General features: G+C 63.0%; 11 protein-coding genes. 7 read left to right on the forward strand and 4 right to left on the reverse strand.

Features of this window, described 5'->3' with window-relative positions:
• Window positions 1-40 precede the first annotated feature (40 nt).
• Window positions 41-952, reverse strand: coding sequence for a UTP--glucose-1-phosphate uridylyltransferase GalU (gene galU / locus ABW043_RS04635; RefSeq protein WP_353920061.1), 912 nt, complete (start codon window positions 950-952; stop codon window positions 41-43).
• 423 nt (window positions 953-1,375) lie between these two features.
• Between galU and ABW043_RS04640 the strand changes: the two genes are divergently transcribed.
• The 7 genes from ABW043_RS04640 (at window position 1,376) to ABW043_RS04670 (ending at window position 7,939) form a co-directional block, all read left to right on the forward strand.
• The gene (locus ABW043_RS04640) at window positions 1,376-1,558 is read left to right on the forward strand and encodes a hypothetical protein (RefSeq protein ID WP_353920062.1); all 183 of its coding nucleotides are present in this window, start codon (window positions 1,376-1,378) and stop codon (window positions 1,556-1,558) included.
• Window positions 1,559-1,984: 426 nt separating this feature from the next.
• Window positions 1,985-2,656 carry a sugar transferase gene (locus ABW043_RS04645; RefSeq protein WP_353920063.1) on the forward strand — a complete coding sequence of 224 codons (672 nt, stop codon included), beginning with the start codon at window positions 1,985-1,987 and terminating at the stop codon, window positions 2,654-2,656.
• Between the two features lie 9 nt (window positions 2,657-2,665).
• Window positions 2,666-3,046 (forward strand): hypothetical protein, encoded by a 381-nt coding sequence (locus tag ABW043_RS04650; RefSeq protein WP_353920064.1) that lies wholly within the window; start codon window positions 2,666-2,668, stop codon window positions 3,044-3,046.
• On the forward strand, window positions 3,030-4,229 hold the full coding sequence (locus ABW043_RS04655; RefSeq protein WP_353920065.1) for a glycosyltransferase family 2 protein: 1,200 nt from the start codon (window positions 3,030-3,032) through the stop codon (window positions 4,227-4,229). Before ABW043_RS04650 ends, ABW043_RS04655 begins: the two co-directional genes overlap by 17 nt.
• Window positions 4,229-5,515 carry an O-antigen ligase family protein gene (locus tag ABW043_RS04660; protein WP_353920066.1) on the forward strand — a complete coding sequence of 429 codons (1,287 nt, stop codon included), beginning with the start codon at window positions 4,229-4,231 and terminating at the stop codon, window positions 5,513-5,515. Before ABW043_RS04655 ends, ABW043_RS04660 begins: the two co-directional genes overlap by 1 nt.
• Window positions 5,466-6,464 (forward strand): glycosyltransferase, encoded by a 999-nt coding sequence (locus ABW043_RS04665; RefSeq protein WP_353920067.1) that lies wholly within the window; start codon window positions 5,466-5,468, stop codon window positions 6,462-6,464. Before ABW043_RS04660 ends, ABW043_RS04665 begins: the two co-directional genes overlap by 50 nt.
• Complete coding sequence (locus tag ABW043_RS04670) at window positions 6,461-7,939, forward strand: lipopolysaccharide biosynthesis protein (protein ID WP_353920068.1); 1,479 nt, start codon at window positions 6,461-6,463, stop codon at window positions 7,937-7,939. Before ABW043_RS04665 ends, ABW043_RS04670 begins: the two co-directional genes overlap by 4 nt.
• 136 nt (window positions 7,940-8,075) lie before the next feature.
• Here the strand turns inward: ABW043_RS04670 and ABW043_RS04675 are convergent, their stop codons facing one another.
• The 3 genes from ABW043_RS04675 to ABW043_RS04685 form a co-directional block, all read right to left on the reverse strand.
• Entirely contained in the window at window positions 8,076-8,969 is an 894-nt protein-coding gene (locus ABW043_RS04675; RefSeq protein ID WP_353920069.1) for a polysaccharide pyruvyl transferase family protein, read from the reverse strand.
• 13 nt (window positions 8,970-8,982) lie between these two features.
• A complete protein-coding gene (locus tag ABW043_RS04680; protein ID WP_353920070.1) occupies window positions 8,983-9,753 on the reverse strand; it encodes a family 16 glycosylhydrolase in 771 nt (256 codons plus the stop codon).
• Between the two features lie 10 nt (window positions 9,754-9,763).
• Window positions 9,764-11,069: polysaccharide biosynthesis/export family protein (locus ABW043_RS04685; RefSeq protein WP_353920071.1), on the reverse strand; the 1,306-nt coding region annotated here is incomplete at its 5' end.

Here is an 11,069-nt window from a genome sequence, read left to right on the forward strand (position 1 = left end):
GATCCGGGCGGCCCATGCTTTTGAGTGGGGTAGGGAGAGATTATTCGGCGGCGATCTTCATGCCGTCGATGAGGGCGGTGTGGAGGCCGAGTTTGCCGAGGGAGGCGAGGAAGTCGTCGGCGATGTCGTCGCGGTCCAGGGCATAGGCGACGTTGGCGGTGAGGAAGCCCACCTTGGAGCCGCAATCGAAGGACTGACCTTCATATTTGACGCCGGCGAAGGGCTGGGCGTGCATCAGGGTCTGCATAGCGTCGGTGAGCTGGATTTCTCCGCCGGCGCCGCGGGGCTGATCGGCGAGGAGGTTGAAGATTTCGGGCTGCAGGATGTAGCGGCCGGAAATGATCAGGTTGGAGGGGGCGTCCTGGGGCTTTGGCTTTTCGACCATGTCGGTGATGCGGAAGCCGGCATCGGTGCCTTCGCCACGGCCGACGACGCCATAGGACGACACTTCCTGATGCGGCACTTCCTCGACGGCGATGATGTTGCCGCCGATTTCCTCATAGGCTTCGACCATCTGCTTGAGGACGCCGCGGCGGCTCTTGAACAGCATGTCGGGGAGGAGGAGGGCGAAGGGCTCGTCGCCGACGATATCCCTAGCGCACCAGACAGCGTGGCCGAGACCGAGCGGCTCCTGCTGACGGGTGAAGCTGGTGCGGCCGGCCGAGGGCAGATCCCTTTGCAGGGCTTCGAGGGCCGCGGTCTTGCCGCGGGTTTCGAGCGTGGTCTCAAGCTCGAACTGGCGATCGAAGTGATCTTCGATAACGCCCTTGTTGCGGCCGGTGACGAAAACGAAGTGGGTGATTCCCGCCTCGCGTGCCTCGTCCACTGCATATTGAATGAGGGGACGATCGACGACCGTCAGCATCTCTTTCGGCATGGCCTTGGTGGCCGGCAGGAAGCGTGTTCCGAGGCCTGCGACCGGGAAAACGGCAGTTTTGACGCGTTTTACCATGGCTTTCTCCTGATTGAGGGTAACAACAGGTTGAATTGGAGCATGTAGACCAAAGTCGATCCAGCCAAATTGGGTTCCAGAACCGCATGGCTCAATTGCAGTTTTGCCCTCGATTCATTTTGCCTAGTTTCAAGGCAATTGGCCACATAGGCGCCATTTTATCGAATTCGTGTCAGTGTCTGTTCGCAAGTAATTCGATACTTTCACAAGTCTTGACCTGGGGGGCGGCGTTGCGGCGCAAGTAAATTCGGAAGGGGCAGCCGATTCAGAAATACGACACGAAAAACGCTCCGCTACGCAGTCGTGAAGGCCGGACGTATTTTATTCTGTCTGCGAGGGGTGTATTTACCGGACGCTGGTAGGAAGAAGGCTGCGGCCCAAATGGCGCCGCGTGACAAGAACCCCGCCAGATGGAGGATGAACGTGGACGGTGACAGGCCTGAGGATGGCGCGGCCCGCAAGGCGCCCCTGGCAGCCCCCTCCGACACCAGCCCGCGTGCGCCTTTTCCCTGGCCATGGGGCATGGTTGCCATCGGTGTGATGGCGCTGGCCTGGGTCGGCATCTATCTCGTCTGGAACGGCGTGATGTTCCTGTTCAGCCTTTAAGGCGGGACGGCAATACGACCAAATCTACGTATGGTTACTTGTTTGCTGCGCGAGAAATCGCGGTGCTGTACTTTAGTACAGTATATCTCGTTCGCGGATAATGCGATCTTCTCAAGACCTTGATTTGCCTCGCTTTGCCGCTGCTGCTTGGGGCAAATTTGTGACCGCGCCCGTGCATGACAGCTATGCATGTGAGGCGTTGATACCCTTTTCCCATCATGTTTGGTTCACCATACGTCGCGGCAAGCCACATGCCGTCGACACCAAATGCGGCGTCTCCGGACCAATGGTTCGGGGTCCATCAGAGATGAGTGAGAAACCCGGTTTCGACTGAGCGCACGGCGCTTCAGCGACCCCTTCCGCACGTCAAGAAAAGGCGGGCTCTGCTGCCTTTCTTCGCAAGTCCATTCTGCGAGAGAGAACATCATGTCGATCATCAATGCCGAAGTCGGCGAATCTACCTATCCGAGCAAAGCCGGCATGCCCCGTGGGGGCGTCGCCAAGCGTGCCTTCGATGTGCTTGCTGCTTCTACGATGCTGATCTTTGCGCTGCCGGCCATGTTCTTCATCGCCGTCATCATGTTTTCGACCGACCGCGGCCCGATCTTCTTCGGTCATGAGCGGCTCGGTCTCAATGGGCGCCGGTTCCGGTGCCTCAAATTCCGCTCCATGGTGGTCAATTCCCAAGAGGCGCTACAGCGTCACCTTGAACTGTTCCCCCAGGCACGGACCGAATGGGAAGAGACGCAAAAGCTGCGGAACGACCCACGAATTACCCGCCTCGGCCAATTCCTGCGCGTGACCAGCCTCGACGAGCTGCCGCAGCTGATCAACGTGATCCGCGGGGATATGAGCCTTGTCGGGCCTCGGCCGATCGTGCAGGACGAAGTCGTCCGTTATGCCGATGATATTGCCCACTATTCGGCCGTGCGTCCGGGGATCACCGGGCTCTGGCAGGTCAGTGGCCGCAGCGATGTCGGCTATGACCAACGCGTACAGCTCGACAGCACCTATGTGCGCGAATGGAGCTTTACCGGTGACATGGTCATTCTTCTCAAGACCGTGAAGGTCGTCGCCCTGCGCTCTGGCAGCCGATAGGAGTTTTCGATGGCCATTCTTTCGCTTCGACCGGGTGCGTTTCGCACCCGTAATCCAGGCCGGGACGCCGAGACGGACCAGGCCCGAATGGAAACCGTGCGCAATGCCATTCTGATGGCACTCGCCGATGCCCGCCGCGAACGCGACGGGCTGAAGCAGCGCATGAGCATGTATTATGCCCAGGCCGCCACCATGCTCGATACATCCGAAGAGTATGGAACGCGGGCTGCGGCCGACGAGGCGGTGATCCGCTCGGCCGAGCAGAGTGCCTCCAATGCGCGCAAGCGCGTGTCGCAGCTCGAGCTGCAGATGGAGGAGTTTTCCGCACTGATCGGGCAGCTCGACGGGGCGCCCGCAGAAACGGCTGCGGCCGATGTCGATATTGCCTGAAGCCCCGGCCGGGGCCGCGCCGCTGATCTCGGTGGTGATGGCCAATTTTGAGGCGGGCGAGAAGATCGTTCACGCCCTCCACTCGGTGCTGCGCCAGAGTGTATCTGACCTGGAAGTCATCGTCAGCGACGATGGCTCGGGGGATGACAGCCTTGCCCATGTGCGGCGGCTGATGGAGGTCGATGGGCGGATCAGGCTCATCACCACCGATCAGAACGGCGGACCGGCGCGCTGCCGCAACCGGGCGCTTGATGTGGCGCGCGGGCGCTGGATCGCGGTGGTCGATTCCGATGACATCATTCACCCCGAACGTTTCGAGCGGCTGCTGGCGGCTGCGGCTGCCCATGATGCCGATATCGTGGCCGACGACCTGCTGCTGTTTTTCGAGGATGGCTCTGCGCCCCGCCTGATGCTGGGCGAGGGGGTGGAGCGGAGTTTTCTGGTTTCGGCTGAGCGCTGGGTGCTGGCGGGAACCGATGGTTCGCCGGCGCTGGGCTATCTGAAGCCGCTGATCTCGGCGGAGCGGCTGAAGGCGGTGCGTTATGACGAGGGGCTGCGGATCGGGGAGGATTTCGACCTGATCCTGCGGCTGCTGCTCGATGGCGCGCGCATGTTGATCGTGCCGGAACCGTTTTATCTTTATCGCCGTCATTCGGGGTCGATTTCGCATCGCCTTTCGGTGGCGGATATGGAAGCCATGGTTGGGCGACAGAAGGCGCTGGTTGGTGCTTTTGGGCCGCTCGATGGGCGGATTGAAGCTGCCTTCAGGCAGCGGCTATCGGGATTGGAGCAGGGGCTCGCCTATGAGCGGCTGGTGGCGAGCGTGAAGGCTCGCCGGCTGGCTTCTGTTCTGGCGCTGGTAGCGCGGAATCCCGGACATGTTGGGCGGCTGTGGTCTTCGTTTGCGGAAGGTCGGCAGCGGCGCGCGGCGCCGGCGCAGGCCGCGTTGCCGTCGCCCGTGCTCGTGCTTGGCGCGGGAGCCGGTGAGATGGTGCCGGCCTATGTGCCGGTGTCGCTGACGGATTGGTCGGCGCCGGCCAAGCGTGAAATCTGGCGTGGGCTGGCGGCCCGGCGCGGAACGGGCGCGGTGCGCTGCATTCCGCTCGATGCTGCCGGGCGCTATGCCGCCGGGTTCATTCCCGAGGTGGTGGTGGCGGCGCCGGAAATGGCGGAGGCGTCTTGATGCAGATGCCGGCGCGGTTGACCGTCAACATGGCTACCCTTCTTACATTCGGCGCCTTTGCGGCGCTGGTGCTCAATGCCATGCTCGGGTCGATGGCGGCGCTGGCCTTCATGGGCTGCGGGGCGTTGCTGATCGTGAGCAATCCGCACCAGACGATCGATAGCCTGAGGCGGTGGTGGCCGGTGTTGCTGCTGCCTGCCTATTGCATGCTGACCTCGCTGTGGTCGCTCTACCCTTCCAATTCGCTGCGCTATGGGCTGCAACTGGCGTTTACGCTGGCGGTGGCCATTGTGATTACCGGGCGGGTGTCCACGTCGACGCTGATGCGCCTGATGTTCATTGTTTATGGCATCGGCGTGGTGGCCAGTCTCGCCTTTGGCAAGACGGGGCTGGGCGGCGCCTGGGTCGGTGCGTTTGGCAGCAAGAATGCTGTGGCAGCACATATCGCGGTCTTTGCGTTGATATCGGTGGCGGTCGCCGTGGATCGGGACTCGCCTGTTATGCTGCGGCTGTTGGCGGCGGGCGGCGCGGTGCTGTCCGGGCCGCTGCTTGCGCTGGCCCAATCGGCGGGCGCCATTCTGATGCTGGCGCCCTGCATGGCGGTCATTCTGCTGACTTTGCTGATTTCGCGGCTGACGGGCATGCAGAAGGTCTTTGTGGTCGTGATGCTTGTCATCGTGGGGGCGGCGCTGGCGCTACTGATCGTGGTGGCGGGCGATACGCTGCTGGCAGAAGTGCTCGAAGGCTCGGGTAAGGACGCGACCCTGACGGGACGCACCGATCTCTGGGCGACGGGGCTGAGTTTTATTGCCGAGCGGCCCCTGCAGGGGCTGGGCTATCGCTCTTTCTGGGTGATCGGCTTTGCGCCGGCCGAGGAGCTTTGGGCGATGTTCGACGTGCCCTCGGGCGCCGGGTTCAACTTCCACAACACCTATATTTCCAACGCCGTCGAGATCGGGCTGATCGGGCTGACCATGCAGATCGCCATCATCTATGGCGGGGCCATTGCCATGGCCGCCTATACCTTTGCCCGGCCCAATGCGCCCAATGCGCTGCTCTTGGCGCTGCAGGCGCTGATGATCCTTCGCAGCTTCATCGAGGTGGAGGTGTTCTTCGAATTCTCCATCCGCTCGATCATGGGCATTGCCACTCTCATTTATGCCGCGCAGGGGCTGATTGCCCTGCGCGCCCAATCTGCTGCGCCCGCGAGGCGCCGTCCTGGAGGTCTTTTCAGCCATGTCCGAGTACCAGCCCGGCCTCGTCCACTTCCGCACGCCGACCTATAAGCGCCCCGAGGCTCTGCGCCGCGCACTCTATTCGATGATCGACCAATCCTGGCCGCATTGGGTGTGCGACGTCTATGACGACGATCCGGACCAGGCGGCGCGAACCGTAGTCGCGGCGATTGGAGACAAGCGCATTCGCTATACGGCGAACACGCCGCAGCTCTTTGCTTCGAAGAACATCGACCACTGCTTTTCGGCCGATAACCCGCACGCGGCGGAGTTTTTCTGCGTGGTGGAAGACGACAATTTCATCCTGCCCGACTTCTGTGCGGCGAACATTGCGCTGGTGCGGAGCCAGGGTGTCGAGATCGTGCTGCGCAATCAGTATTTTGAGTATGCCAGCGGCACCGAGCGGGCCTCGGTGAGCGATGTGGGTGTGCTCGACGAGCTCTTTACCGAAGGGCTTTACGAGGGTGCGGACTTTCGCATGGCGCTGCTGGCGGGGATCGGGGTTTCCAATGGCGGGCTCTTTTGGTCGCTGAGGGCGAAGTCGCCGCTCGAAATCCAGTATGGATGCACGGCGACGTTGCAGGAATATCTGCGGACCTATTCGGTGGTGGAGCCGGTCTATGTGGCCATGGAGCCCCTGGCGGTCTGGGCCGAGAATGCCGAGCAGACGACGCGGAATGCAGAGCTGAATGCCGGGTATTTGCGGCGCGAGCTGGATCTGAAGCGGGCCGTGCAGGCGCTACGGCAGCGGGTCTGGACCGAGGCGAGCACCGAGCAACGGGCCCGGTTTTTGACGGACCCACGGTTTGCGACGCCGATTGGCGTGCGTGCGGTGAATGTCGGCAAGGCGCTACTGGGGCAGGGGATCATGCCGCATGTCTCGCCGATCGAGGCGGCAAAGCTGCGACTGCGCGGGCTAATGATCCGGGTGCTCGGGCGGGTGACGCCGGAATTTGAACGGTTTGTCGCCTCGCGCGATGGGATGCGGCACAGCGCATGACGGTCACTACAGAAGTGGGAGGCAAGCGGCTCGATCATCTGAAATCGGGCCGGGCTTCGGCTGCGATCAAGGGCACGATGTGGTCGCTGGTCAGCAGTCTCGCGCCGGCCCTCCTCGGATTTTTGGTGTTTCTGGCGACGTCGCGGGTGCTCACCCCGGCGGAGTTCGGGATTGTGGCCTTTGCCGCGAGTATTTCGACGGTCGGTCTGGCGGTGGCGCCGGCGGGGTTTCGCGAGGCGCTGATCCAGCGGACCGATATTGAGGCGAAGCATCTTGATACGGTGTTCTGGCTTTGCGTTGGGGCGGCGGTTCTGATTTTTGGCGCGCTCTGCGTGGCGGCGCCGTTTGTGGCTTCGTCTTCGGGCGATCCGCTGCTCACGGCGCTGGTGCCGTTCATTTCGGCGCGGGTGATTTTCGATATGGCTGCGGCGGTGCCCAATGCGCTCTTGGTGCGGACCATGTCGTTCAGGATGCTAGCGCTGCGGACGACGGCGGCGTCGCTCGTTGCGGCGGTGGTCTGCCTGGGGCTGCTCTGGGCCGGGTTTGGGCTTTGGGCGCTGGCGGCTTCGCAACTGGCGGGGTCGGTGACGACCTGTATAGGGGCGCTGATAGCGGCGCGGTGGAGGCCGGGGCTTCGATTTGACCTCAAGGCGCTGGGTGACCTCAAGGCGTTCGGGCTGTTTTCGACGGGCAATCATTTCGTCACCACGATCAGCCTTGACCAGCTTCTCATTGGCGCGCTGCTCGGGCCGGCGGGGCTGGGTATCTATGGCTTTGCGCGGCGGATTTTTCAGATACTCACGGACCTTCTGTCGGGGGCGCTGAACCTTGTTTCCTATTCGCTGCTGTCTTCGATGCAGGGGGAAAAGGCGAAGCTGCGCGAGGCCTATCTGCTCGGGACCTTTGCGTCGTCGGTAGTGGCATTTCCGGTTTTCGCCGGGCTGGCGCTGGTGGCGGGTGACCTCATTCCGTTCGCCTTTGGCGAGCACTGGATCGAGGCGGTGCCGGTGGTACAGGCGTTTTGCGCGCTGGGCGTTCTCACCGCGGTGGGGATTTTGCAGGCCTCGCTGATCCGCAGCCAGGGGCAGGCGGATCTGTGGTTCTACTATGTGCTCAGCAAGCAGGTGGTGACGGTGCTCTACGTCTTCCTGTTTGCAGGATGGGGCCTGTTGCCGCTGACGGTGTCGCTGGTGGTGCTCAATGCGCTGATGTGGATGCCGACGCTGCACATGGTGGTGCGGCTGTTGGGCATTTCGCTGCTGTCGTATCTGGGATCGTTCGCGCTGCCCGTGCTGGCAACCGCAGTGATGTGGGGCGCGGGGTGGCTGGTGCAACGAGAAATGGGTGATGCGGAGCCGGTATTGCGGCTCGCTGCGACCATTGGTGTCGCGGGGACGAGCTACGGGGCGGTCATTGTTGTGCTGGGTCGCGAGCGGGTGCAGCGGATGGTGGGGTTCTTGCGGAAGAAGCGCTGAGCCAGAAAGATATCGTCAACACCGGACCTGGCCAGGTGTGGCCGGTGCGGGGGCGAGATGGATTGCCGGGACGAGCCCGACAATGACGATAGAGGGAGAGTTTGGGGAGTTGGAAAAGGGGGCGTGAGCCCCCTTTTTAGCTTACCGCCAGGCGGCTGCGGACAAAACCGTCGACGGCAGCCTGAGCCTTTTCAGTGACTTCGACGATCTTCGCGTCGCTGCTGAGCTGGGGCTCGAGGCGGGCCATTTGCTGCAGGTGCTTGGCGGCGATGCTGGTGAAGATGCGGTTGGGGATGGCGGCGAGGGGGGAGGCGTTGAACTGGCCGACCTTGCCGAGGCGACCGCCGCGGCCGGTGCGGCCGATGTAGTATTCGAGGACGCTGGTGGGCTTGAGTTCGTTAAGGCGGACGTCGAGGTTGAGGGCGCCGGCCCAGTCGAGCCACTTCTTGTGGTGGCCGCCATAGATGGGGCGGGCGCCGATCCAGGGGGTGCGCAGGGCATCGGCGACGATGGCGCCGTGCATGGCTTCGGTGATGAGGAGGCGGGCGCCGCGGATCTGGCTGAGGACGGTGTCTACGGGCGCGGTCGCATCGATCAGGGTCATGCCGGCCATGCGGCAGGCCTCGGCCCAGTCGCCGCGCTCGAGGCTTTCATAATGGGGCATGAAGGCGATGTTGACGCTGTCGTCGGGGGGCGGCAGGTCCATGGCGCGGAGGAGAATGGCGCTGTCGCAGATCGACAGCTTGGGATCGATGCCGAGAGTTTTTGCGGTGTTGGGGCCGCGGACGAAGCGGATGTCCCAGGTGCCATCGTTGACATCGGGCAGGCCCATATAGCCCGCATAGCCCGAGCCCATGACGAACTTTCGTGACTTTTCGGGGAGGTGGTCGCCGATGATGGAGCCGATGCCGACAAAAAGCTCGCTTTCGTCTTCGTCGAGAAAGCCCTTGGGCAGGAGCGCGGGCCAGACGTGGAGGTTCAACTCATCGCCGAAATTGGGCACGTGGCCGCGGAAGAATACCAGCTTCATCGAGAAGTCCTTTTCAGTCCTGGCAGAGGATGGATTGTTCGAATGCGCACTCTTGGTCGAGCGGCGTGAAGGCGACCCAGTCGACCTCCATGGCGATGGGGGCGGTCACCGGAGTGAACTGGCCCATCCAGTCGGTCAGGGTGTCCGTGCCCCAGAGGCTGAAGAAGACACGCTGGGGATTGCTCGGGATGGTCTCGGGGTCGTCCATGGTGCGGACGAGCTGGCCGTTGATGTAGTAGCGCAGCTGGTCCGGCTCCCAGGTGAAGGCGAAGGTGACGAAGTCGCTGTCGGAGGGATAGGGCAGGGCGTGGGACTGGCCGCTGCCGATTTCGCCGTCGCCGCTCTTGCCATTGACGAAGGTGGTCGTGTCGACGTGGCCGGTGTCGCGGGTGAGGATTTCGAAGTCGATCTCGTCGTGCGGCTTGCCCTGTTGCGGGCCGATATAGGTGAAGAAGGCGGCGTTGAGGCCGGAGCCGGAGGGCGTCTTGAGGCGGGTTTCGTAGGTGCCGAAGCCATAGGCGGTTCGGGTCTGCAATTCGCCGCAGCGATATTGGCGGTCGCCTTTGGGCTGGGGCGAGAAGCCGACGCGGAGCATGCCGCCTGAAGCGGTGACCTGATCGGTGGACCAGGTGCAGTTCTGATGGGCGCCATTGGCCCAGCCATCAGCGACGTACCAGCGGGATTGGTCGAGCGTGTCGAAGCCATCGAAGAAGGCTTCCTGGGCAAGGGCCGGGGGGGCGATGCCTGCGGCCAGAAGGGCGAGAAGTCCAAGCGTTTGCTTCATCTCAAAATCCTCACTGTGCGAAGGCCAGGCGGGCGATGACCACGTCGCCGGAGATGAGCGGGGTGCCGATCTCGGCGGGGATTTCGGCGCCGTCGCGGATGATGGCGTAGCTATAGGAGGGGGCCGTTTCGCTTGATGCGGAGACGCCGGTGTAGAGTACGGCTTCCTGGACGAGGCCCTTTTGCGTCGAGATTTTCAGGGCAAGGGCACTGATCTGGCCGTCGACGGTCTGGCGCTCGAGTGTGAGATCGGAAATGCGCTGATCGGTCAGGCGGGCCTGTTCGCGATTGGCAGTGGCAATGGCCTGCTGGGCCTGGAGGGTCGCGGTTTCGGTATCGAGCAAGCGGGACTCGAGATCGGCCACATTGGTCTGGAGCGAGGTCACGCGCGAGGAGAGCGCGAGGCCATCGTCGGAAAGGGCGGTGATCTTGTCGAGCTGGTCGCGGGCGGTTTCGAGCTGGCCCTCGGCGCTGGTCTGCTTCTGGTTGAAAGCGGTGATCTGGGTCGTGAGGAGGCCGACTTCGTCGGTGAGGGAGGTCGACTGGGCTTCGGCCTGCCGCTTCTGGGCCTCAAGGATTGCGGTCTCGGCGGCGAGGAGCGATTGGAGGTCGGGATGGCCCTCGAGTTCAGGGGGAACCAGAATTTGCTCCTGATCTGCCAGTTCCGCATCGAGGCGGGCGCGGCGGATGAGGAGGCGCGCATATTCGTCTTCGAGAACGTCGAGAGCGCCTGAGGTGCTCAGCATTTCCTTTTCGGGACGGGCCACGGCTTCGGCGCTGCGGCGTTCGCCGCCGGCGAGGGCCAGGGCCTTTACGACTGTCAGGTTGGGGGCGAAGGGGTATTCGCCGGGGGAGCCGACATCGCCCGAGACGTAGATGGGGCCATAGGTGGAGACCTCTACCGTGACTGAAGGTGCGGTTGGCAGGCCAAGGGACTGCTGCAGGGCAATGCCGAGATTAGCGGCCAGCTCGGTGCTGGTCTTACCCAGGCTCTCGGTTGGACCGACCATGGGGAAATTCACATTGCCGTCGGCGCCGACGACGTAATCGCCGCCAAGCGCCGTCCATTCCTCGAAGGTGGAGTCGGCGGCTTTCCATTGGACTACCTTGATGGCCAGCTTATCCGAAATGCCCAGGATGTAGGGTTCGGCGGCCTGCGCCGCGCCTGATGCTGCGAGCGCCAAAAGGCACACGGAGACGCGGCGTGCGGCAGAGTAAGTCCAGTCGGGGGCGAAGATCATGTCCCCATCCTTGCTTTTATTCGTGGGATAAGGATCGTCGCGATTGATCGTGCCCGCAATGGGGCAGGACTTCGCG

This window comes from Devosia sp. (genome assembly GCF_040509215.1).
Lineage (GTDB): Bacteria > Pseudomonadota > Alphaproteobacteria > Rhizobiales > Devosiaceae > Devosia.

Excerpts from the sequence above, each read along its gene's own strand:
- ABW043_RS04660 (WP_353920066.1), top strand. The coding sequence starts at position 4,229 with ATGCAGATGCCGGCGCGGTTGACCGTCAACATGGCTACCCTTCTTACA.
- ABW043_RS04665 (WP_353920067.1), top strand. The coding sequence starts at position 5,466 with ATGTCCGAGTACCAGCCCGGCCTCGTCCACTTCCGCACGCCGACCTAT.
- ABW043_RS04650 (WP_353920064.1), top strand. The coding sequence starts at position 2,666 with ATGGCCATTCTTTCGCTTCGACCGGGTGCGTTTCGCACCCGTAATCCA.
- ABW043_RS04675 (WP_353920069.1), bottom strand. The coding sequence starts at position 8,969 with ATGAAGCTGGTATTCTTCCGCGGCCACGTGCCCAATTTCGGCGATGAG.
- ABW043_RS04680 (WP_353920070.1), bottom strand. The coding sequence starts at position 9,753 with ATGAAGCAAACGCTTGGACTTCTCGCCCTTCTGGCCGCAGGCATCGCC.
- ABW043_RS04645 (WP_353920063.1), top strand. The coding sequence starts at position 1,985 with ATGTCGATCATCAATGCCGAAGTCGGCGAATCTACCTATCCGAGCAAA.
- ABW043_RS04670 (WP_353920068.1), top strand. The coding sequence starts at position 6,461 with ATGACGGTCACTACAGAAGTGGGAGGCAAGCGGCTCGATCATCTGAAA.
- ABW043_RS04655 (WP_353920065.1), top strand. The coding sequence starts at position 3,030 with ATGTCGATATTGCCTGAAGCCCCGGCCGGGGCCGCGCCGCTGATCTCG.
- galU (WP_353920061.1), bottom strand. The coding sequence starts at position 952 with ATGGTAAAACGCGTCAAAACTGCCGTTTTCCCGGTCGCAGGCCTCGGA.